The following is a 23,462-nucleotide window of genomic DNA, read 5'->3' on the forward strand; positions in this document are numbered from 1 at the left end:
AAAGGACAATGGTTATGGTCAGAGCAATGCCAGTTACACGGATGACGGGTCGGTTACTCATTTTGGTCATGCATGTGGCCCAGGTAATACTCACGGTCGGCGGCATTGGGATTCTGTTCACCCGTTCCTCCTATGAGCCGGTCAGCCAAAACATTTTTGGCTCTGATGCTCCACTGATGGACCGGGAGTGGCTGGACATGCTCATGTCCCCCCTGGCGGTTCTGCCACTCGCAATATTTGTGGCTGGCTTTGTCTATTTTCGAAAAAAGTCGCCAGAGTCCCGCAAGCTTTTTATCGACATGGTCTACACAATGGCGATGACTGGCTGGATAGCCATATTGTTATCCGGTCTTTATGCTCCAGTCGCTTCTGCATAACCACTACATTTCAGGCGGGAAGGCTCTACTAATCGATACCATTTTGAGACTTCCGCCTGTTCAGCCGCGACAACCCGGAAACTAACCCGCTCAACATGGCCATACTGGGCCGTACAACAAGCCGCATTATCCAGCTGCCGATGTACAACACCGGCAGCAGTATCAACAGCCACCCCAGAAACTGCACCAGCCATACCGGATAACCCAGCACTTCAGAAACCCCGGCGAGAAAATCGTTGACGATGCCGGGGTGCCTGATCACCAGATAGCCAACTCCGATTACTGCCGGCCATTTGGCGTATCTGGCGCTATTCAGCACCATCCGGCCACCGTTACCAAGGCGGGCGACGAAGGCTGCAGAGCGGGTGCTTCTGGCGGCTCCTTTCGTGGTTGCGGCAGTGGCGCGCCCTGCCCTCAGAACCTTCAGGGCGCTGGCGAAGACGAGTACGTCCACGGAGGCCCAGCCAATGTCTTCCGCGGATACGCCCTCACCGGTACGGTGTTTGATTTCAAGATTCCGGATGCCACTGGCGAAAAACTGGTTCAGGCCTTCCAGTATCCGCTCGGTTCGCACCCAGGTAACCTCACCCTCTTTATTCACAACAAACTGGCCCAGGAAATCGTGTCCTTCATCCTGGATGAAGTTGACGGCGTACCAGCCGCGCTCCACTGGAAGCAGGTTTTCAGTTTCAGAGGACGCCTCACCTTCTGCCTCCGGCTTCCCGCCACCGGTGAAATAGTCCCTGGCATTCCGGTAACTCCGGGCGGCCCGGTTCATCAGCTCAATGGAGCCAATCGGCCTGCCCAGGAAGTAGTGGATCGGTGGGAGAATGCTCTCGCCATAGAGCCGCAGGATTTCACGAAATTCGCGCTCCGGCCCGTACAGGGGAAAAATCTCACGGGTCATCTGCGGGTAGCGGAGGAAGGCGGTATGGGCCTTGAGGAAGAGGAGTTCGTCGTCAGCCATGTCCAGCAGAGCCGCCTGCAGCTCAAGCGGCTCTTTTCCAATCTCCGGAAAATCGCCAAGCATATCCCCCGCCTGGATGCGGATCAGTCTTTCCTCAATGGGCATGGGGCTGGAGCTGACAGTGGCAATGAGTGCCACCGTCAGGGCCAGAGCAAGAATAAAACAGAGTTTTTTCACATTTTCATCGCCCAAGGCATGCTCTGATCGATATCAGGGGTTACCTCGATGATAGCACCCAGACCTACCCGGCACAGGTCAGAGCCCCCCTCATGCACCGGTCACCTGCCGGGTTCCGGCATGACAACGGCCCTTGCAGCACGCTGGCACACCCCATCAGAGGCGTGCACCATTGCGATCCTGCATATCAGATAAGCCCCATGGCCTCCATGGCACGGGCAACTCTGATAAAGCCATTAATGTTCGCACCCACCACATAATTACCCGGCGAGCCAAACTCCTCAGCCGTCTCAAAACAGTTTTTATGGATGTTGATCATGATGTCCTGCAGGCGCACCTGGGTGTAGTCGAAAGACCAGGAGTCGCGGCTCGCGTTCTGCTGCATCTCCAGGGCAGAGGTGGCGACACCCCCGGCGTTGGCCGCCTTGCCCGGCCCGTAGGCCAACTTCGCATCCTGGAAAACCTGGATGCCTTCCGGCGTGGTGGGCATGTTCGCCCCCTCGGCCACGGCAATGCAGCCGTTCTTCACCAGTGTCCTGGCGTCCTTGCCGTTGAGTTCATTCTGGGTGGCGCAGGGCAGAGCCACATCGCAGGGTATGTCCCAGATGTTGCCACCTTCCACGTACCTCGCATCCTTGTGGAATTCCAGGTACGCACTGATCCGACGGCGCTCAACTTCTTTGATCCGTTTGACCGTGTCCAGGTCGATCCCTTTTTCGTGGACAATGATTCCACTGGAATCGGAGCAGGCGATGACGATCGCGCCCAGTTCATGGGCTTTCTCGATCGCGTAAATAGCGACATTGCCAGAGCCGGACACCACCACTTTCTTGTCTTCCAGGGAATCACCCCGCGCCTTGAGCATTTCCTGAGTAAAAAACACGGCGCCATAGCCGGTGGCCTCGGTGCGCACCAGGCTGCCACCCCACTCCAGACCCTTGCCAGTCAGTATCCCGGACTCATAACGATTGGTGATGCGTTTGTACTGACCAAACATATAACCGATCTCCCGGCCGCCCACCCCGATATCGCCGGCGGGCACGTCAGTGTGCTCACCCAGATGCCGGTAGAGTTCGGTCATCAGACTCTGGCAGAACCGCATGATCTCGCTGTCAGACTTGCCCTTGGGATCAAAGTCACTGCCGCCCTTGCCGCCGCCAATGGGCATGCCTGTGAGCGCATTCTTGAAGACTTGCTCAAAGCCCAGAAACTTGATGATTCCCAGATAAACGGAAGGATGGAACCTTAAGCCACCCTTGTACGGGCCCAGGGCGCTGTTGAACTCCACCCGAAAGGCCCGGTTGATATGGATCTCGCCGGTGTCGTCCTGCCAGGGCACGCGGAAAATGATCTGCCGCTCCGGCTCACAGATGCGCTGGATAATCTTTATATCGGCAAAGTGGGGGTATTTCGCCATCACCGGGCCCAGGGTTTCAAAAACCTCGAGCACAGCCTGGTGAAATTCCACCTCACCCGGGTTGCGGTGTAGTACTTCCTGGTAGATACCATCCAGTTTTTGATCCAGTCGCACAGTCATTCGGTGATTCCTTGAAAATTAATCGGCGGTCGCCAGCAAGACGAAGCGTGAAAGCCGGCTGATTGCACCACGGAGGTGCAGGAATTTGCAAGATTGCCCTGCCTGTGCCGGAATATTTATTTCCCGGCTTTTCAACCAGCATAAAAGCGACGCGCCAGGAGATGCGCTGCTAAAAGGATCAGACTATCCACAGAGCATTTCCGCCATCAGGCCTGTGGTGCTCGCCCATTCTCTGTCAACTGGCTGTGGAGTATGGCCAGCGCGGGCACCAGCAGCATCAACAGGAAGGTTCCAAACAGAATGCCGAAGCCCAGGCTCACCGCAGTGGGAATCAGGAATTTTGCCTGCACGCTGCGCTCCAGAATCAGGGGGAAAACCCCGAAGAAGGTAGTCAGTGAAGTAAGCAGGATGGGACGGAACCGATCAAGAGCAGACTCGATGATGGCTTCCGCCGCGGCCATCCCCTGACGGCGCTTCTCACCGACAAAATCCAGCATCAGCAGGGCGTCGTTGATGATCACGCCGGACAATCCGACGATGCCGAACAGGCTCAGCATGGTGAGATTGAGTCCAAGCAGCATGTGCCCTGCCAGCGCCCCGATAAATCCGAAAGGAATGGTCAGAAGAAGAATGAAAGGCCTGGTGTAGGCATTAAAGGCCAGCGCCATAAGCGCGTATATGGCAAACAGGGCGAGCAGAAAATTGCTCGCCAGCGCCGGGGTGGTGCGGCCCTGCTCTTCCTGCTCCCCGCCAACGGTCACCCGCAGATCCGGGTGCTTTGCCTGGAGCCCGGGCAGGACACTGGAAAGAATGTGGGCTGTAGCCTCTCCCCCCGTAGTTATGTCCGGATTGGTGTCCGCGTACACAGTGGTGATGCGCCGACCATCAAGACGGTCGATCCGGGCAGGGGCAGGACGGCGCTCCAGCTCTGCCACCATCCCCAGCGGGATGTAACCCCCAGGTACTGCAATTTCATAGGCCTCCAGATCACCCAGACTGTCACGCTGATGTTCCGGGAGCCGGACCCGCACCACCACTTCCTCCCTGCCCCGCTGGACCCGCACTGCTTCGGCGCCGAATACGGCTGCCCGAACGCTCCTGGCCAGCTGGCTCAGGGTGACACCATAGCGCCGTGCTTCCGGCTTGAGTTCAAGGGCAATCTCATCAGTGGTTCGGAACCGGTCATCCCGGATTTCATATACCCCCTCAATGCTGCCAAGCTCCTGACGCATGGCCTCCACAACTTCATTCACCGTACTTTCACTGTTCGCGGATATTTCAAGGGCAACCGGGGCACCCACATCCACCAGACTTGAGGAAAAGGACAGCTGGCGGGCCCCGGCTATCTCCGGTGCGGCCTGCCGCCAGGCGTCCTCGAACTCGACAGCTTCAAAGGAACGGATGTCTGCGTCCATGATCCTGGCCGTCACCGTGGCCAAATTTGCTTTGGCGCCAACACGCCGCTCCTGCCCTGGCTCATTGCTCCGGGCCGGGCGCCCCACAGTTATCAGACTGCCGCTGACTACCTCTGCAACCTGGATTCCATGACGGTCAGCAATTTCTCCGGCGGCTCTATCAATGGCTGTCTCCAGTCGCTGGGCCGTTTCAAGGGTCAGTAATTCCGGCGAGTTCTGGGGAATTTCCAGGGTGGCCGTGACATAGTTGCCTTCAATTTGGGGAAAGAATACAAATTTGACGTAGCCCCCCGCCAGCAGACCGCCAGCCGCCAGCAGGAGTGCTGTGGCACAGGCAACTGTAAACAGCGGATGGCCCACAGTGAAACTCACGGCCTGGCGCAGCGGACCGCGCACGAACCGGTGAAGGGCATTATCAACCCTGTGTCGCACGGATTCGGAAAACCGCCGGGGGGAGAAACGCCGTGGCGCCTCCGGGCGAACACCGGCCAGATGATGGGGCAGCACGAAGAAGGATTCAGTGAGGGACAGCACCAGGGTAAAAATCACAATGGCAGCAATGTTATTGACGAACTGGCCCGCCAGACCGGGCAGAAAGAGAAGCGGAACAAAGGCAATGATGGTGGTGCTGACCGCAAAGAAAACCGGCCGCGAAACCCTCTGGGCCGCTTCGATCGCCCGGTCCAGTCCGGAGCTGTCGCTTTTTTCACCGCCACGCCGCTGGTGATGGCTGTGGGCGTTCTCCCCCACCACAATGGCGTCGTCCACCACGATGCCAATCGCCAGGATGAAGCCGAACAGGGACAGGGCATTAATGCTGATCCCGAACACCGCCATCAATCCGAAGGCCCCAACGAAAGAGGCGAATATCCCCACCGCAACCCAGGCCGCCACTCTGAGATCAAGAAACAGGGCGAGGATGAGGACCACAAGACAGATGCCCAATGCGCCATTCCTGATCAGCAGCTGGATGCGGTTTTCAAGCGGCCTGGCATCGTCCCGCCATACCTGAACCGAGACTGTCTCAGGAAGCTGGGGAGAGAGTCGGCCGGAAAGATAATTTTCCACCTGGTCAATAACTTCCAGAATCTGCTCGTCGCCGGTCCGAAAGATGGTAACGAGCACCGCTGGCTTGCCATCAACGCGGGTAGTAACAGGCGTATCCTCAAAGCCATCGATCACTTCTCCGAGATCCCGCACGCGGGTTGCAGCGCCGCTCTCCCCGGTAAACAGCACGATCTCGCCAAATTCTTCCCCCGTGCGGTTCTCACCAAGAGTTCGCACCAGTAACCGGTCCCGTGGTGACTCGATTTCCCCCGCGGAAAGCTCAAGACTCTGATTTCCCACAATGTCCGCCACCTCAACAAGGCTGGTGTGATGGGCTTTCAGGGTCTGGCGGGGAATCGCAATGGAGATCTGGTAGTCCGCCACACCGCTCAGCTCTGCCTGGGAAACCCCCGGCAGGCGGGTAATTTCATCCCGGGCCCGATCGGCAATTTCCTTGAGGGTCTTGACGCTGGCATCGGTCGGCGGCAGGTCAGCAGACAGGGCAATCTGCAGAACCTGTTCCTGCGGCTCGACCCTGACCACTTCCGGTTCCTCCGCTCCTTCGGGAAACACCAGGATGCGGTCGATCTCGGATTTTACCTCGTCCAGGGCTTCCGACACATTGACGCCCTGGTAAAGAAAAATCAGCACCTGTCCCACATCTGGCGCTGCCGTGGATCGAATCTTGCGGACGTCCTCGAGGCCTTCAACCCTCTCTTCAATCGGCTTCACGATCGACTGCTCCACCTCATCCGGAGTGGCACCTGGAAAGGGCACGGTGACCATGATCTGCTCGACCTCGATCTCCGGGAAGAGGCGCACTGTAGTGTTGTAGAGCGCAGAGATGCCGGCAGCCAGAATGCCGATAAGGAGAAGGTTGGCGGCGACGCGGGAGCGTCCCATCGCATTGATCAGCGCGTTCATTCCTGATCTCGCTCCCTGGGTCGTACCTCCAGGCCTGCCACCGGGCTCGCAAGGTCGGTCAGAAGCAGCCGGTCCTCCGGCCCCAGTTGTCCGGTCTGAATCACAGCCCGGTCATCTGGTCGGAAAAGAACCTCGACATCGATGGGTTCAAGGGTCTGGTCCTCCCTGAGACGCCACACCCGCCCCGGCTGCTTCAGCGCGGTGGCGGGGATATGCCACCAGTCACTGCGCCCCGTCAGTTCCAGCCGCACATCAACCAGATCATCCAGCAGAAGCCGGGGCCGGTCTCCATCCGGAGTGAAGGCCCCGTCCACCCGCACCACAAGATTTACCGTGCGGGCCTGCCGGTCCACCGCCGGCTCCACCTGGGCCACAAAACCTTCGTAGGCCGCAGCAGTATCCGCGGATGAGACACGAACCTCCGCAGCCGTCCCGACCAGGTCGGAATAACCTGCCCTGCCATTGGCCCTCGCTACCAGGGCAGCTTCATTCAGAGACAGGCCGACCCTGATTTCACCGAAGTCTGTGGCAAACAGCTGGGCGATTTCCTCGCCCGGGCTGACGAACCGGCCGAGGGAAGCCTCCTCGGCGATGATTTCACTGTCGAAAGGAGCATGAATACGGGTGTCGTCGAGGCGTATGCGGGCATTCGCAAGGTTCGCCCTGGCCTGCTCCAGGGCGCTTGCTGCACGTTGTTCGTTGACTTCGGCATCGTCCAGCTGGGCCTCAGCGCTGAAGTCCCTGGTTTCAAGCTTACGGATGCGAGCAAGCTGGTCCCGGGCATTTTTGAGCTCAGCCTCGGCACGGCTGACAGAGGCCCTGGCATCAGCGACATCTGCCTCAAAGGGCTCCCTGTCGATCTGTACCAGCAAATCCCCTTCCCTGAACCGGCCGCCGCTTACCAGCCCCTCGGCCACCTGGGTAATCCGGCCGCTGACTTCACTGACGAGGGATATCCGGGCACGGGCCCGGACGAACCCTTCTACAGGAAGGGCAAGTCTGCTCCCAACCGGCTCGACTGGCGCAAATTCGGCCAGAGGTGCCAGCTCGGGAGGCTCAGCCTCAGGCCGGGGGGCCAGCGCCTGCAGGAGCCAGAATACCAGCAGCCCCAGGACAAGAACCGCAAGCCCGGCAAGACCCCAGATGAACCGGGATTTACGTTCCGGGGATTGGGATCCTTCCCTGCCTGCAGGCATTGTTGGTGGCCTCCTTTTTATGGGGTCATTCGTACTCGCGCTTGTTCACTGAGCATACCCATTCCTGACGCAGGGACAAAATATCGGGTGCTGGACGGGAGGGCTCCTTTTACTGCATCGTTGACGCTACGTCTGCCCTTCATGGCACCGGAGACCACATGAGCCAGAAAAAGATTCACGTCTTTCTTTCCCACGGCCTGGAAAGCGGCCCCGACAGCACCAAAATCCAGGCACTGAAAGCCGAAGCAGAACACTTTCCAGACATCGAGGCGCTGGCGCTGGATCATCGAGGGATCATGGACCCGGCTGTTCGCCTCAAACAGATGCAACAGGCGATGGATTCAGCCGGCGCCGAGCCGGAATTTACGATTCTCGTGGGCTCCAGCATGGGCGGCTGGGTGTGCGCCGAAACCAGCGCCCGGACACCAGTACTGGGCTGTTTCCTGCTGGCGCCGGCTCTGGCCATGCCCCGTTACCCCGACTCCCACCCGGAAATTCAGGCCAGCCAGACCCAGATCATTCATGGCTGGCAGGACGATGTGGTGGAACCCATGCCTGTCATTGAACTGGCGCAAAAACAGAACCTGTCCATTCTGATGCTGGCGGATGGCCACCGGCTGGCGGACAGCCTGAACCGGATTGTGGCGGAATTCCGCCTGTTCATGCATCGCTGTCTTGGGGGCGAAGATTAAGTCGGCCCCCCATGAACACCATTAGGGGGTGTTTGTCTCGTTCACCTGGCAGAACCACCTGGCGACAGTCAGATCTACCCCCTGTTCTCTTCTTTGTCCTCATCCCGGACGAAAAACCGCGGGTTATGCTCTACAAATATCCTGATCCATCGTTCCAGGAACGATTGCCGATGCCCCTGCTTCAGGTATCGGAATCCCAGCACCGAAATTACCAGCGCTCCAAGGGCATCAACAATCAGATCCCACATGGTGTCGGTGAGGCCCGAGGGGTCACCCAGCATGGCTTTCTGCATATTCATGCCGGCCAGGCTATCCATGGCAAACTCGAAGATTTCCCAGAGCGCCCCGAATCCCAGAGCGAATAAAAAAGCGAAAAACGCGACAAAGCCCGGCTTCATGTGAATATCCAGATTTTCCGTCTCGTTGAGGACGTGCACGAGAAGGAAACCAACTATGCCCAGCAGGAAGCCCGATGTGGTATGCAGCGCGATATCCCACCACCAGAAGCGGGTGTAATAGCCATGTATCTCCCCCAGGAACAGGGCAGCAAACACGAAGACGATGGCCAGCAGCTGAAACTGCGGTGGAATGTAGATCCGGAAGCGCCTTTCGATGACCAGTGGCAGCAGAGTAGCCAGGATGATGGCGACGCTCAGAAAAGCCGTTAGCCACTGCTGACTCCAGACGGCAAAGCCAGCCTCGGCCAGCAGGATCAACTGCAGAGAAAGAGTGATCTTCTGATGTGTAATTCGGATTCGCATCTGGCCAGTTCATTTTGTGCAATGGTGGACGATTACCCTGCCATATTGTGGCGGGCACCAAAAGATTTCTCAGACCAGGCGATCCAGGCGCAGTCGCTCGCGCCCGTCGAACAGGCGCCGACTGCCCACCGACACCGCCATCAGGGCGCCGAAACCGGTGCCTACGGTGATCGTGAACATCACGAGGATCTGGTATTTCACGGCGACCGCCGGTGGGCTGCCAGCGAGTATCTGACCGGTCATCATGCCCGGAAGGCTGACGATGCCCGCCGCCGCCATGGCATTGATGGAAGGAATCATACCGCCCCGCATGGCGTCACGACGGATGTCTCCCACTGCCTCCCGCCACGTCTGCCCCATCATCAGGCGGTTTTCGATCACCGCGCGCTGGCGCCAGATCGATTCGGTGAGCCTGTCCAGACTCAGGGCAACCCCGGTCATGGTGTTGCCCAGCATCATCCCCAGCAGGGGGATCGCGTACTGAGGTGAATACCAGGGCTCGGGTCCGATGACAACCGTTAGGGCAAGCACCGTCACGGTGAAGGACGACAGGAACATGGCGCCGGTTCCGACCCCAAAGGCCCAGCCACCGGAAAGCCGCCGCTGTTGCCGGGCCATGACTTCCCGCCCCGCCACAAGCAGCATGGCGAAGGCCATAAGCACAATCCACAAGAGGTCGGAAGTGGCAAACAGTACCTCCAGAACCAGCCCGATCAGGGTTAGCTGGACGGCAGTTCGCACTCCGGCAACAACAAGGCTTCTGGTGATGCCGAGTCGCGCCAGATGGACGCACAACGCGAGAAGAAGCAGAAGCAGCGCTGCCAGCGCCAGCTTCCACCATGCCAGATCTATCACCTCCATCAGCGTGCCTCCAGAGAATGACCATTCAGATAAAAGGCACGGTCGGCCACGCGATGGATCTGTCCGGTGTCGTGGGCGACCCAGATCACCGGCATACCGCGGCTGCGTATTTCCGAAAGCAGCCACTTCTCAACCGTTTCGGTCGTTTCCGGGTCCAGGTTGGCGGTGGGCTCATCGAGCAGCAAGGCCAGCGGCCGAGCCGCCAGAGCGCGAAGAAGGGCGAGGCGCTGTTTTTCACCGGACGAAAGGCGGCTCACGGACCAATCCATTACGTCCGGATCAAACCCCAGTTCCGACAGCCCCGAAATAGCCTCTGAGCCGGGAAAATGATCTCCTACCCGATCTGACCACCACTGACTTTCTGCGGGCACCAGCATGACCCGGCGACGCCACTCATGGCCGGGCATCGATAACTGTTCAGTGTTACCAAGGAACACCTGTCCGGCATGGGCCTCAATATCGGCTACGGCACGCAGGAGCCGAGTCTTGCCGCTGCCCGAGCGACCGGAAAGGCACACCACCTCACCCGCTGCAATCGAAAGGGATATGGGACCCGGCTCCCCGATGGAAACATTGTCCAGGCAAAGTGTTTGGGCGGAGCGCAACGAAGATACATCCTTAGGGTCAGGTCAGTAATGTCATGATGCACACGATTTACCCTGAAGCCAATTCGCGGCTATTTATCATGACTGACACTTTCCCGTATGTGTTTGTACGCTCAAGGCATTCTTATGTTATTCAGAGCCAGTGTGTTCTACTATCCGACGGTGCCGGTGATCAACGGATTCCGGTGGCCGAAAACAACAGATAACAGGAGCCTGAAATGCAGACGATTCGGACAAAACTGAGATTTACAGCTTTTTTCATGGCTATCCTGATGACCCTGGCTAGCGTCTGGGCATCTCCCGCCGTCGCAAGCGTAGTGGGAACCGGGGAACTTCTGAGCGAGCAACGGGTTGAAGTCGACCGCGCCTCTCTCCTGAACATGCTTGAACAGCAGGACGTAAAAGACAAGCTGGCGGAAATGGGCGTAAGCCAGGCGGATGTAGAGAAACGCATCCAGAACCTGACGCCCGCGGAACTGTCAGCCTTTGAACAGCAACTGGCCGAAGCACCAGTTGGTCAGAACAGCGTGGTGGGCATAATTGTGCTCTTCCTGCTGGTGTTCGTCATCACCGACATTCTTTGCGCAACAAACATCTATCCGTTTATCAACTGCATAAGGTAACTGGCCGGGACCGACATAATCATGTCTTTGCCGGGCTTTAAGCGGGCAACCGCAATCACCGCCAGCCTCATGCTGGCGGTGATTCTCAGCGGCTGTGCAAACAGGCCCCAGTGGCCAGATGCACCTTCTACTGCGCCATCCCAAGCCATTACATCCACAACATCCGAATTCGATCTCAACCAGAGAATGATCCTGGAACAGGTCCCTTTTTACGCCCAGGAACTCTACCAGTGCGGGCCAGCTTCCCTTGCCATGGTGCTTAACGCCCAGGGGCTCTCCACCCAGCCCGATGAGCTGAAAGACCTTGTCTACCTTCCGGGCCGCGAAGGCAGCCTTCAGATGGAACTGGTCGCCGCGGGTCGCAGCCACGGCATGGTGGTCTATAAGCTCGACGGTTCACTGCAGAGCCTGCTCACGGAAGTAGCCGCAGGCAACCCGGTGCTGGTCATGCAGAACCTGCGCTTCAACTGGTGGCCGCAATGGCATTTTGCCGTAGTGACGGGGTTTGACCAGGACAGGCGCAACATCATTCTTCATACCGGCACCAGCGAACTTCACGAAGAGGCGGTGGAAGTGTTCATGGCCACCTGGAACCGGACTGAAAACTGGGCAGTGGTCATGCTTCCGCCAGGGAACCTGCCCGCCACCGCAGACCCTATCGATTACCTGATGGCAGTCAATGACCTGGAAACGACCGGCCACGACGAGGCCGCCAGCAAAGCCTACAGGGCTGCGGAGCAGGCCTGGCCGGATCAGCCTGCGGCCATCATGGGCCAGGGCAACATTGCCTGGCAGGCCGGTGCCTGGACCCAGGCAACCGGACATTATCTGAGGCTCACCTCAAAATTCCCCGAACTTGCCGCAGGGTGGCACAACCTGGGCCAGTCCCTTATCAAACAGGGCTGCGAACCGGCGGCCGCTGCGGCTGCCCAGTGCGCCCACAGAATCAGGCCCTCGCTGTTCCCACCACCCGCTGCTACCGCGCCTGCGGACATTTCTGAACATTGCCCGGCTGTGGATTGCCCCCTCTGACGGGTAGCCGGTGTTCAGCAGGTCGCCACTGCCCTCTTCGAGCACTTCTTTGATTCGCCCCCCCGGACCCCATGTATACTCCTCATGCAAAAGCCATCTGCATCCGGAGACGCCGTCTTGAAAAAACTTGCCGTGCTCAAAACTGGCTCGACCTATGACCACATCCAGTCCCGGTTTGGAGACTTCGAGGACTGGTTCAGGTCCGCCCTGGGCCCGGATCTGGATATCCATGTAATTCACGTAGCGGGCGGAGAAGATCCCGGCGCGCCCCGCGACTGGGATGGCATTGTGATTACAGGCTCGCCGGCCATGGTATCGGACAGGGAAGAATGGAGCGAAGCCACAGCAGACTGGCTGCTGAAAGCCGTGCGTGAATCGGTGCCAGTGCTTGGGGTCTGTTATGGCCACCAGCTGCTTGTCCATGCCCTGGGCGGCGTGGCCGGCAATCGGCCACAGGGCCGTGAATCCGGTACTTTTGACGTATCCCTGCTACCAGCGGGGAAAGAGGACCCTCTGTTCAGCGGATTGCCAGACCGGTTTCCAGCGCATCTAACTCACCGGCAGTCGGCGCTACGGCTCCCGGAGGATGCCATACGGCTTGCGCACTCGGACAACGAACCCAATCAGGCCTTTCGTATTGGTTCCTGCGCCTGGGGGGTGCAGTTCCACCCCGAATTCGGCCCCGAAATCATGACAGCCTATCTGCGCACCCAGACCCCGGCCCTGAAAGAAGAGGGCCAGAACCCGGATGCGCTTCTGGCAAATGTCCGACCCGCACCCGCCGCTACCAGTCTGCTGAAGCGGTTTGGCGAGCTGGTACGCCTGAAAGCCCGGGAGAACGGAACACAGGGCAAATCCACTGCACTGCAAGAACCGTAATTTCAAAGGGTATGGCCCGCCATCCGGCAGCAAGGGGGAATTCCGCAGTGGTCATCACAGGAGGGACCGAGTGAAGATAAAATCGGAAGCGGTTCGGGTTACAGCCAGAAATCCCGGTTGGCTGCTCACTGCACTGATTTTTTCCATCGCGGTCTTTTCTGCGGCCAGGGCGCAGAGCGAGAGATCAGACGGAGTGCCTGTGGTGGTGGATAAAGCTGAGATGATGCCAGTCATCAGGGAAGTACCGCTGACCGGCACCGTAATCGCTCCCCGCACCTCCCTTGTGTCCGTTTCCGTAGGTGGTCTTGTGGAGCAGGTACATGTGGAAGCCGGCGACCGGGTGACCCGGGGAACCCTGCTGGTCACTCTGGATGCTGAGCTGGCGCGCCATGAGCTGGACCGTCTGAAAGGTGCTGTGCGCCAGGCGGAAGCCGAATTGGCTGATGCCCGCCGGCGCCTTGTGGAAGCTGAGTCTCTGGAAAACCGTCAAAGCATTGCCGAAAGCGAAGTGGAAAGCCGTCGTGCCGCCGCAAAAGCCGCTGCCGCGACGCTCACCCAGCGTCAGGCCGAAAGAAACCTTCAGCAGACCCGCCTTGAGCGCCACACGATTACCGCACCTTTTGATGGAGCCATCAGCCACAGAATGACCGCCGCCGGCGAATGGGTGGATCCGGGCACCGGTCTTGTGGAACTGGTAAATCTGAACGATGTGCGGATTGACTTCGCCGCACCCCAGGAAGCCTTTGCGCGCCTGACCAGGGACACGCCCCTTTCAATCCGCCTGCCCGGGCAGCCTGAACCTGTGCCAGGTCAGATCATCCGGATTGTGCCGGTAACGGACCCGGATGCCCGGAGCTTTTTTATCCAGGCCAAACCCGAAAACGGGGCCGCCATGACACCTGGTATGTCGGCGCAAGGCACTCTTCGTATCACCACGGACCAGGAAGCGGTTGCCGTTCCCCGGGACGCCCTTATCCGCTCTGCGTCGGGACGCACGACCGTCTGGATTCTGGACACATCCGCTGGCAAACCCGTGGCCCGGGAACGCAAGGTCGAGGTGCGGGCAGCCTTTGGGGAAAAGATTGCCCTGAAACAGGGACTGGACGCCGGAACCCGGGTCATCGTGCGGGGCAACACCCGTCTGCAGGAGGGTCAGGAGGTTCGGGTTGTTGACTAGCCCCCCGCGCAGGCTCGCCAGAGAGAATACCCATGTTTGAGGGCATAGTGCGCCATGGTGTCCTGGTCACGGTGGCCACCCTGCTGCTGTGTATTCTGGGCATTGCCGCCGCCCTCAAGATACCTGTGCAGATGATTCCGGACCTTGAGGTGCAGACAGTCACGGTGATTACCACCTGGCCCGGCGCCACGCCCCAGGACATCGAGAAAGAAATTCTGATCGAGCAGGAAGAGTACCTGCGCAACATTCCCAGCCTTGAGCGCATGATCTCCAACGGTACCAGTGGCCAGGCCGAGATTGAGCTGGAATTCCCCTTCAACGCAGACATGACCGAGACGCTCATCCGCGTGAACAACGCCCTGAGCCAGGTACCCTCCTATCCCCTGAACGTGGACGAGCCCCGGATCATAGCGGCCGCCTTTTCCGCCAACGCTTTCATGTATTTCCGCGTGGCGCCCCTGCCTGGCAACCCCCGCAATCTCGACATGAATCTGATGCGGGACTTCATCGACGAGCGGATCCGCACGCCCATGGAAACCGTGCCCGGCGTATCCCAGGTGGAACTGGGTGGCGGCGCCGAGCGCCAGATCCGCGTGCTGCTTGATCCCGCCAGACTGGCGGAGAACGGCCTGACCGTCATGGATGTCCGTGACCGGATGAGGGCACGAAACCAGGACGTCTCCGGCGGGGAGCTCGAGTCCGGCAAGCGCAGCTACCTGGTGCGCACCGTAGGCCGGTTCGAGAACGCGGCGGAACTGGAGAACCTCGTGCTGGCCAGGCGGGGTGACCGCATTCTGACGCTTGGCGACGTGGCCAAAGTTGAACAGAGCCATTACGAGGTGCGTGACCGGTCGTTCGTCAACGGTCAGCCGGTGCTAAGCCTGGCGGTCAGGCGTGTTGGGGGCTCCAACGTGATCGACATCAAGGAACGCATGATGGCGACCATGGATGAACTCAACGAACAGGTCTTGCGGCCCGCCGGCATGGAGATGGGATTGACCGCGGATGACGTAGTCTATGTCTCCGCCTCGATCGCCAATGTGTGGACCAACCTTGCCATCGGTGCTTTGTTCGCCACCCTGGTGATGTTCCTGTTCCTGCGCTCGGTCCGGGGCACTGCCGTGGGTGTGGTGGGGATTCCCATCTGTACCATCGCGGCCTTCCTGGGCCTGCTGCTCACGGACAGGACCATCAATGTCATATCCCTGGCCGGCGTGGCCTTCGCCATCGGCATGACCATCGACAACAGCATTGTGGTGCTGGAGAGTATTGAACGTGAGCGCCGACGCGGCCTCGAGCGCTTTGAAGCGGCAGTGACAGGGGTCCGGCAGGTATGGCCCGCTGTGCTGGCATCGACCCTGACCACGGTGCTGGTCTTCCTGCCCATCGTGTTTCTCCAGGTCGAAGCCGGCCAGCTCTATGGCGATATCGCCATCGCCATCTCCGCCTCCATCCTGGCGTCGATGCTGGTAGCAATCACCCTTATCCCCACTCTGGCCGCCAATATGGAGATCCGGGGAACCATGAAGGAAGGGGGCAGCCGCTGGGTCCGGGGAATCACCTCGGGAGTAAGCTGGCTGACCGCCCACTGGACTCGCCGGCTGGTCTGCATTCTGGCAACCGTCGGGGGTGCCGGTTTCATCATCCTGGTGCTGACGCCGCCTGCGGCCTATCTCCCCGAGGGCGAGGAAGCCAAGACCTTCGCCTCCATGAACGCGCCCCCCGGATACAACCTGGAAACCATGACCGACATCGGCCTTGAGATTCAGGATTACTTCATGGACTTCGTGGGGGACGATCCGGAAAAATTTGCCCGGGGCGAGACCGAGGTGCCGGCAATGGATTACCTCAACCTCAGTTTCAACGCCCGCAGCCTCCGCATCATCAGTGAAACAACCGACCCGGGTCAGATCGACGAGCTGATGACCGCCATCACCCGGAAATACGAGGAATACCCCGGCATGCGCGCATTTGCGTCTCGCGGCTCCATCATCACAGGCAACCAGGGCGGCACCCGCGCCGTCAGCCTGGACATCTCGGGGCCGGAATTGCCGGAGATCTATGAGGCGTCCCTGGCCATATACCGCCGAGCCAATGAGGTGTTTGAGCAACCCAGAATCCAGACACGCCCCACCACCCTGACCCTGTCCCAGCCCCTGGTGGAAGTAAGGCCCGACTGGAAACGTGCGGCCGAACTGGGGATGGACGCCGGAGCGGTAGGACTCACCGTCGCCGCCCTGACCGACGGGGCCTTCCTGGACGAACTGTTTCTTGGTGACGACAAGGTGGACATCTTTGCCTACGGTCCGGGAGGACCCGCCGCCGATCTTGCCGTACTTGATGACCTGCCGGTGCACACGCCCAATGGGACCACCCTCCCCCTGACCAGCATTGCGAGGATTGTGGAAACTGTCGACACCAGCACCGTTCGCCGGGTCAACAGCCAGCGCACGGTTACTCTCAATATCATCCCGCCAGCCCAGGTGGCCCTGGAAACCGGGGTGCAGAAAATGCGCACAGACGTCCTGGAATATCTGAGAGAACAGGGGAAGATTCCCGCCAATGTGAATGTCGAACTGACCGGTGCCAGCGACCAGCTCACCGAAACCCGGGAAGCACTGATGGGCAATTACGCCATCGCCCTGCTGATCGTATACCTGCTGCTCACGGCCATCTTCACCCACTGGGGCCTGCCACTGCTGATCATGACCACCATCCCCATGGGTATTGCCAGTGGCATTGTTGGGCTTGTGCTGATGAACACCATCGGAAAACTGCTACCCATGATCGGCCTCGAGGAGATACATCAGCCCTTTGACATGATTTCCATGCTGGGCTTCCTGATACTCCTGGGGACGGTTGTGAATAACCCCATCCTGATTGTTCACCGTGCGGTAGAGAACCTGCGGCAGCATGGCACCGACGTGGTGGAAGCCGTCAACGAAGCTGTGGAAGCCCGTCTGCGGCCGATTGTGATGTCGACCCTCACCACCCTCTGCGGCCTGTCGCCCCTGGTCTTCTTCCCCGGGGAAGGCACCGAGCTGTACCGGGGTGTGGGAGCCATCGTACTGTTCGGTCTGCTGGGCACAGCAGTGGTGGCGCTGACCTTCCTGCCATCGCTGACCGTGTTTGCTCTGAGATTCATGGGGGTGGCGAAGCAAACCTGAAATCCCGCTGTACGCCAGGGCGTGTCCAGGGCCCACCAGCGCCAGTCACTGATTGTTCACAACGTAAGCCGAATTGTCACAAATCTGTCAAATCTCTTCTATAGTTTCCAAGGTAGCAAAAGCGCCCGCGCATCTGTGCGGCGACAACCTTTCATAACCTGACAAACAGGAAGTTGACATGGGTAATCAGTGGGTTCGCAAGGCAGGCAACTGGGCGCTGGGTGCGGTCATGACCGCCAGCGTCATTGGATCGGTCCAGGCGGAGGAGCTTCGTCTTATCACCTGGGGCGGCTATGCGCCGGATGACGTAGTTGCCCAGTTCGAGGACGAAACCGGCATCGATGTGCAGGTGACCCTCTCCAACAACGAAGACATGATTTCCAAGCTGAGGGCCACCGGCGGTTCCGGTTTTGATCTTGCCCAGCCCAGCCAGGACAGAATCGTGGGCGTGCAGCGCCAGTTCAACATCTACCGCCCCATCGACATGGCGAAGATTGATACCGACCAGATTCAGGCCGGCATGCTAAGGGCCACCCGGACAGCAACAGACCTGGACGGCAAGGTCTACGGAGTACCCGCAGTCTGGGGTACCAGCGGTCTGATCGTTCATGAAGACGTAGCCGATCAGGTCCGTGACTATACCGACCTGTGCAAGCCGGAACTTGCCGGTGAAGTCAGCTACCGCCTCAAGCGCCCGACCCTGATCGGTTTTGCTTTCGCCATGGGGCATGACCCTTTTGCGGCCTACAATGACACCGAGCAATACAAAAAGATCCTGGCGGATGTCGAGCAGAAACTGATCGACTGCAAGCCCAACGTAAAAACCTACTGGACCGGCGGTGACCAGCTTCTGGCCCTGCTCAGAACCGGCGAAATAAAAGCGGCCATGGCCTGGGACGCAGGCGGCTGGAAGCTTTATCAGGAAGACCCCGCCATCCGGTTCGTGGCACCTGAGTCAGGCGCGCTGGGCTGGATCGATACCTTCGCGCTGCCCCGCAAGGGAGAAAACGAGGAGGCAGCTTACAGATGGATCAATTTCGTAATGCAGCCGGAAGTTGCCGCCCGCATCACCGAAGCAGCGGGTAATTTTACTGCCTCCCAGGGAGGCGAGGCGTTCGTCGATCCGGCTCTGCGTCGGGCCTACGATCAAACCTTCAGCGTCCAGGCGCTGGATAACATTCGATGGTATCCGCCGGTGCCTGCCGGTCTGGAAACCATCGAAGGCCAGGTTCTGGACAGGATTCAGGCCGCCAACTGAACCCGGCACATTGTCAGGCCGCGCCTTCGGGCGCGGCCGTTTTTGTTGCTGAATCCCTCGTGAACCACAGTGATGCCGCCCATGGTGACTGAATCCGCTGACCTTGAATGCCGTGATCTGGTTCGCCGCTTTGGTGATGCCGCCGCGGTCGATCATATCTCCCTGAATATTCCCGCCGGCCAGTTTTTCTCGATTCTGGGGCCTTCCGGCTGCGGCAAGACCACCCTTCTGAGGATGCTGGCAGGATTCGAAAAGCCCGACAGCGGCGATATTCACATCCGGGGTGAGCGCATGAACGATGTGCCCCCAAATCGGCGGCCCGTCAATATGGTATTCCAGCACCTGGCGCTGTTCCCCACCATGACGGTGGGGGAAAATATCGCCTACGGTCTGCAACGCCAGCGTGTACCCCCGGCGGAGCGTCGCAGTAGAATTAACAGCGTTCTTGAACAGGTGGGGCTACCCGGCCTTGCCGACCGTAACCCGCAACAGCTTTCCGGGGGCCAGCGCCAGCGGGTTGCGCTGGCCCGCTGCCTGGTACTCAAGCCCACCCTGCTCCTGCTGGACGAGCCCCTCGGTGCGCTGGATCTCAAGCTGCGGGAGCACATGAAGGTGGAGCTCAAACACCTCCAGAAGTCCTTTGGCACCACCTTTGTCTATATCACCCATGACCAGTCTGAAGCCCTTGTCATGTCAGACCAGGTCGCCGTCATGCGCCAGGGCCGGTTTGATCAGGTAGCAAGTCCGGAGGAGTTGTATCACAGCCCCGCCACGCCTTTCGTTGCCAGTTTCGTGGGTGACAACAACCGCCTTCCCGGCAGGGTAACCGGCCTTACGGATGGAATTGCCGAGGTGACCCTGGAAGACGGACAGAAAGTTCGGGGACGGGCCGTCGGGCCGGGAATCTCGGCTGGCACCAGTGTCGATCTATTTGTGCGGCCCGAGTCCATGGTTATTGACCTGCAGTCTGATCAGGACAATGGCAGGCAGATGTCCCGGCTGACTGCCAGGGTCACCACCACGCTTTTCGATGGCGCCAACAGCCGCCTGGAAACTTCTGCCGGAAATCAGACTCTTTACATCCGCATGCCCCAGGATGGGCGACTTGCTGCTCATACCACCGGTGTATCGCTTGATGTCTGCTGGGATCCGGAACGGGCGCCGGTGTTTGCAAGGACGGCTCCGTGAGTGCCGCCGCAGGACGCCTTTCCCTCTGGCTGCTACTGGCGCCATTTCTGCTGTGGATGCTGCTGCTGGTGATCGTGCCTCACCTGCAGATGCTCTGGGTCTCACTCCATGTGCGGGAAACATGGGACACCTCCGTCTGGGGGCTGGCGCAGTATCAGGCCTTTTTCTCCGAATCCTACTACTGGCGCACCTTCATGCGGACCGGCGTGATGTCGCTCCTCACCACCGCCCTTACCCTGGTGGTGGCATTTCCCGTTGCCTGGTACATCGCCCGTCTTGCCCGGGGACGTAACAAGGGCCTGCTGTTTGCCGCCTGCCTGATTCCCTTCTGGGCCAGCGAACTGGTACGCACTTATGGCTGGATGATCCTCCTGCGGGAAAGCGGACTGGTCAGTTCGTGGTTGCAATACCTGGGACTGGCCGCCGGCCCGGTGGAGATGCTTTACAACGACATAGCCGTGATGACCGGCCTGGTCTACAACGGCCTGCTGTTCATGGTGGTGCCGCTGGTCACCACTCTGGACGGGCTGGATGAATCCATTGTGGAAGCCGGGTACGATCTGGGTGGCAGCAGTACCACCGTCATGCGACAGGTGGTCATTCCCTGGGCCATGCCTGGAATCACCTCCGGATGCATAGTCGTTTTCATGCTGACTCTTGGCAGCTATCTGACGCCGGTGCTGATGGGGGGCAAAGACAGCGCCTGGTTTACCGAGCAGATCTTCACCCAGTTCATTACCCGGTTTAACTGGGAACAGGGGGCGGCACTGGGCGTGCTTCTGCTGGTCCTTTCATCCGTGATGGTATGGCTGGGCCTGCGCCTCAGCGGCCAGTCCTTCCGCCGGGTCATGGGGTAGGCTGATGATTCACTCAGTACCCCGTCCGGCCTGGTCAAAACGCCTGTATATCGCTTACCTGGTGGCCTTCTTTGTTTATGTATCCCTGCCGTTGCTGGTGACCGCCACCTTTGCCTTTAATGACTCCAATTTTCCGTCGCTGCCCTGGGAAGGCTTCACCTGGGACTGGTTTTTCGCAGACGGCAGCAACGGCCGCACCGGGCTTTTCCATGACGACAGCCTCCTCTCCGCTCTGGCGGTCAGCGCAACGGTGGCCTTCTGGGTGACCCTTGTCAGCGTTACGCTGGGATGCCTCAACGCCATCCTGTTCGAGCGTATGAGCTTTCCGGGCAAGGAATTTCTTTACATCCTGATGCTTATGCCCCTGGTGATTCCAGGGGTAATCCTCGGCGTGTCCATTCTGGTGTTCTTCAGTGGCACCGCCAACGCCGTTTCCGAGAACTGGGGGATGGAATGGGACATGTTCCGTCCCGGTCTGCCTCTGGTGATCATGGGGCAGGTCGCCTTCATCACCACCCTCTGCACCCTGGTAATCTCGGCCCGGCTGCGCAAATTCGACATCCAGCTCGAAGAAGCGGCCATGAACCTCGGAGCCACGCCGCTGGTGGCCTGGTTCACCGTCACCCTGCCCTGGCTGCTGCCGGCAATCCTGGGCGCCGCCGCAATGGCCTTTCTGATGTCCTTTGAGAATTTCAACACCACAGTCATGCTCACCGGCAGCGATGCGCCGCTGACGGTAGCCCTGTTCAACCGCCTGAGGGAAGGCTCAACGCCGGTGCTGAATGCGGTGGCACTGCTTCTGATGGTGGGGTCTGCAGTGCTGGTGGGTGTCGCACTGAGAAAACCGCGAAAGGACACTGCCGATAAATAATTCCCTGACAGGAAGCAGGAACTGGCCGAGCCTCCCGGCGCCGGCCAGTCAGTACAGGCCTACTGCTTCTGCGGAACCAGTTTGAGCTCCACTCGCCGGTTCTGCTGACGGCCGGCTTCGGTGTCGTTGCTGGCGATGGGCTGAGACTCGCCATAGCCGGTGGCCTGCACGCGCCTGGGGGCAATGCCCTGGTTGAGAAGAAAATCTGCAACTGACTGGGCACGCTGTTCGCTCAGGAGCTGGTTGTAAGAGCTGCTACCCGTACTATCAGTGTGGCCGCCGATGCGGATGGCTGTCTTGTCGAATTCCTTAAGCACCAGCCCCACGGATTCCAGCACATCGGTAAACTGCGGCTGAATGGTTGACTGATTGGTGGCAAAGGTGACATTGCCCGGCATGATCAGATCGATCCGGTCGCCCTCCCGCTTGACCCGGACCCCGGTGCCTTCCAGCCGGCGACGAAGCTCTTCCTCCTGGCGGTCCATGTAATAGCCAATGCCACCACCAACGGCGGCGCCGGCGGCGGCACCTTTCAGGGCGCCCTCACCATCATCTGCGATGGCGCCCGCCGCCGCGCCGGTGGCCGCGCCGATGGCGGCACCGGTGGCTGCCTTGGAGGTTTCTTCTTCTCCGGTATAGGGATCAAGCGTGGTGCAGGCGGCCAGTGTCAGTGAAGACAGAATGGAGGCGGCTATCAGTTTCCTCATAATCGGTTCTCCTTTCAGAATGAAATTCCTGAATGGACGAAATCTGGACGTCCGGATGATTTATCATTCATCCTAACTGAATTATCAGGCCGCTTTAAAGCCACACCGGGCTCCGGCTACTGCTCCACTGCCGAGGTAGCACCCCTGAGCATCGCATGGAGCAGTTCCTCCGCATCAAACTTCGTGAGCGCCTCGTTGGCTCCCACCTGGTTGGCATAACTCAGGCTCATCTCGCTGTTCAGCGACGTGTGGAGAATGATGTAGGGCTGTTTTATGGACCCGTTGTCACGGATATTGAAAGCCAGCTCGTAACCATCAAGACCGGGCATTTCAATATCGCTGACCAGCAGGTCGATGTCCTTCCCGGCCTTCCCCGCGGACAGCATGATGTTCAGCGCTTCACTGCCGTTAGTGGTGACCTGATAGGGGATGTGCTTGCTGTCCAGTACGTCCGACAACTGTTTACGGGCCACATGGGAGTCATCCACCAGAAGTATGTTGAGTAATTTCAGACGTTCCCGCTCGACATCGGTCAGAGAAACCTCTTCAGAGTCTCCGTCCACCGGATAAATCAGCGACAGCAGCAGTTCCACATCCAGCAGCTGAATGGTCTCGCCATCCACGGTCACAAGCCCGGTCACAAACGCCCTTTCTCCCAGAATCGGAGGTGGCGGGGTCACGCTCTTCCAGTCCGTATCCACGATTCGATCAACGCCACGCACCAGAAAACCGACCTCCCTGCGCTGGATGTCCGTGACAATGATGGATCCCGTTTTTCGTTCCTCCGGCTCAAGAGCGCGAGAACCAACGGCAGCGGCCATATCGATAACGGGGATTGCGGAGCCACGAAACGTCATGGCACCTACTACGGCCGGATGGCTGTGGGGCATTCGGACCAGGGGGACGAAAGGCGAGATCTCCCTGACCTTGAGGGTTCCCAGGGCAAACGGCTTACCCCCGGTCAGGCGGAATAAAAGAAGTTTTTGAGCGTGAGTAGTCTTGCTGGACATAAAATGCTGGCAGCCTTTTCAGGTTTGGCCCGGGATTGCGTTATTGTTCTGGATACGAGCTTCCGGCTCCCCCGATGCCTCCTGGCGGTTATGGTGATCAATAACGCGGATTATTGCGTACCATTTACAGGATT

The 23,462-nt window shown here is 59.3% G+C and carries 20 protein-coding genes; 11 read left to right on the forward strand and 9 right to left on the reverse strand.

Annotated features, from left to right (window positions below; translation table 11 throughout):
- The first annotated feature begins 14 nt into the window (after window positions 1-14).
- Window positions 15-377: a hypothetical protein gene (locus LG327_RS16550; RefSeq protein WP_404363588.1), complete on the forward strand. Its 363-nt coding sequence runs from the start codon at window positions 15-17 to the stop codon at window positions 375-377.
- Window positions 378-405: 28 nt separating this feature from the next.
- Here the strand turns inward: LG327_RS16550 and LG327_RS16555 are convergent, their stop codons facing one another.
- From LG327_RS16555 to LG327_RS16570, 4 genes are all read right to left on the reverse strand, one after another.
- Window positions 406-1,521 carry a hypothetical protein gene (locus LG327_RS16555; protein ID WP_404363590.1) on the reverse strand — a complete coding sequence of 372 codons (1,116 nt, stop codon included), beginning with the start codon at window positions 1,519-1,521 and terminating at the stop codon, window positions 406-408.
- A gap of 187 nt (window positions 1,522-1,708) precedes the next feature.
- Entirely contained in the window at window positions 1,709-3,058 is a 1,350-nt protein-coding gene (gdhA, locus tag LG327_RS16560) for an NADP-specific glutamate dehydrogenase (RefSeq protein WP_404363592.1), read from the reverse strand.
- Window positions 3,059-3,264: 206 nt separating this feature from the next.
- Window positions 3,265-6,444, reverse strand: coding sequence for an efflux RND transporter permease subunit (locus tag LG327_RS16565; RefSeq protein ID WP_404363593.1), 3,180 nt, complete (start codon window positions 6,442-6,444; stop codon window positions 3,265-3,267).
- Complete coding sequence (locus LG327_RS16570; RefSeq protein ID WP_404363595.1) at window positions 6,441-7,640, reverse strand: efflux RND transporter periplasmic adaptor subunit; 1,200 nt, start codon at window positions 7,638-7,640, stop codon at window positions 6,441-6,443. The genes LG327_RS16565 and LG327_RS16570 overlap by 4 nt, the downstream gene beginning before the upstream one ends.
- Before the next feature lie 158 nt (window positions 7,641-7,798).
- Here LG327_RS16570 and LG327_RS16575 point away from each other — a divergent pair, with 158 nt between their 5' ends.
- The gene (locus tag LG327_RS16575; RefSeq protein ID WP_404363597.1) at window positions 7,799-8,332 is read left to right on the forward strand and encodes a YqiA/YcfP family alpha/beta fold hydrolase; all 534 of its coding nucleotides are present in this window, start codon (window positions 7,799-7,801) and stop codon (window positions 8,330-8,332) included.
- A 74-nt stretch (window positions 8,333-8,406) separates the two neighbouring features.
- Here the strand turns inward: LG327_RS16575 and LG327_RS16580 are convergent, their stop codons facing one another.
- The 3 genes from LG327_RS16580 to LG327_RS16590 form a co-directional block, all read right to left on the reverse strand.
- Window positions 8,407-9,093: a hypothetical protein gene (locus tag LG327_RS16580; RefSeq protein WP_404363599.1), complete on the reverse strand. Its 687-nt coding sequence runs from the start codon at window positions 9,091-9,093 to the stop codon at window positions 8,407-8,409.
- A 69-nt stretch (window positions 9,094-9,162) separates the two neighbouring features.
- Entirely contained in the window at window positions 9,163-9,954 is a 792-nt protein-coding gene (locus LG327_RS16585; protein WP_404363601.1) for an ABC transporter permease, read from the reverse strand.
- A complete protein-coding gene (locus tag LG327_RS16590; protein WP_404363603.1) occupies window positions 9,954-10,559 on the reverse strand; it encodes an ATP-binding cassette domain-containing protein in 606 nt (201 codons plus the stop codon). Before LG327_RS16590 ends, LG327_RS16585 begins: the two co-directional genes overlap by 1 nt.
- 218 nt (window positions 10,560-10,777) lie before the next feature.
- On the opposite strand from LG327_RS16590, the gene LG327_RS16595 reads away from it, so the two are divergent.
- The 9 genes from LG327_RS16595 to LG327_RS16635 all read left to right on the forward strand — a co-directional run bounded on the left by LG327_RS16595 (window position 10,778) and on the right by LG327_RS16635 (window position 21,611).
- Window positions 10,778-11,182: a PA2779 family protein gene (locus tag LG327_RS16595; RefSeq protein WP_404363605.1), complete on the forward strand. Its 405-nt coding sequence runs from the start codon at window positions 10,778-10,780 to the stop codon at window positions 11,180-11,182.
- Window positions 11,183-11,203: 21 nt separating this feature from the next.
- Complete coding sequence (locus LG327_RS16600; protein WP_404363606.1) at window positions 11,204-12,214, forward strand: PA2778 family cysteine peptidase; 1,011 nt, start codon at window positions 11,204-11,206, stop codon at window positions 12,212-12,214.
- 117 nt (window positions 12,215-12,331) lie between these two features.
- Window positions 12,332-13,093 (forward strand): glutamine amidotransferase, encoded by a 762-nt coding sequence (locus LG327_RS16605; RefSeq protein WP_404363608.1) that lies wholly within the window; start codon window positions 12,332-12,334, stop codon window positions 13,091-13,093.
- Window positions 13,094-13,163: 70 nt separating this feature from the next.
- On the forward strand, window positions 13,164-14,270 hold the full coding sequence (locus tag LG327_RS16610; protein WP_404363610.1) for an efflux RND transporter periplasmic adaptor subunit: 1,107 nt from the start codon (window positions 13,164-13,166) through the stop codon (window positions 14,268-14,270).
- 32 nt (window positions 14,271-14,302) lie between these two features.
- A complete protein-coding gene (locus LG327_RS16615) occupies window positions 14,303-17,437 on the forward strand; it encodes an efflux RND transporter permease subunit (RefSeq protein ID WP_404363612.1) in 3,135 nt (1,044 codons plus the stop codon).
- Window positions 17,438-17,615: 178 nt separating this feature from the next.
- The gene (locus tag LG327_RS16620; RefSeq protein ID WP_404363614.1) at window positions 17,616-18,695 is read left to right on the forward strand and encodes an extracellular solute-binding protein; all 1,080 of its coding nucleotides are present in this window, start codon (window positions 17,616-17,618) and stop codon (window positions 18,693-18,695) included.
- 81 nt (window positions 18,696-18,776) lie between these two features.
- Complete coding sequence (locus LG327_RS16625; RefSeq protein ID WP_404363616.1) at window positions 18,777-19,883, forward strand: ABC transporter ATP-binding protein; 1,107 nt, start codon at window positions 18,777-18,779, stop codon at window positions 19,881-19,883.
- Window positions 19,880-20,740, forward strand: coding sequence for an ABC transporter permease (locus LG327_RS16630; RefSeq protein WP_404363618.1), 861 nt, complete (start codon window positions 19,880-19,882; stop codon window positions 20,738-20,740). Before LG327_RS16625 ends, LG327_RS16630 begins: the two co-directional genes overlap by 4 nt.
- A 4-nt stretch (window positions 20,741-20,744) precedes the next feature.
- Complete coding sequence (locus LG327_RS16635; protein WP_404363620.1) at window positions 20,745-21,611, forward strand: ABC transporter permease; 867 nt, start codon at window positions 20,745-20,747, stop codon at window positions 21,609-21,611.
- Between the two features lie 59 nt (window positions 21,612-21,670).
- On the opposite strand, the gene LG327_RS16640 is transcribed toward LG327_RS16635, so the two are convergent.
- Window positions 21,671-22,318, reverse strand: a complete 648-nt coding sequence (locus LG327_RS16640; RefSeq protein WP_404363622.1) for an OmpA family protein — start codon at window positions 22,316-22,318, stop codon at window positions 21,671-21,673.
- A 116-nt stretch (window positions 22,319-22,434) separates the two neighbouring features.
- Window positions 22,435-23,328 (reverse strand): chemotaxis protein, encoded by an 894-nt coding sequence (locus LG327_RS16645; RefSeq protein ID WP_404363624.1) that lies wholly within the window; start codon window positions 23,326-23,328, stop codon window positions 22,435-22,437.
- Window positions 23,329-23,462 lie beyond the last annotated feature (134 nt).

This window comes from Marinobacter sp. (assembly GCF_044799475.1).
GTDB lineage: Bacteria > Pseudomonadota > Gammaproteobacteria > Pseudomonadales > Oleiphilaceae > Marinobacter.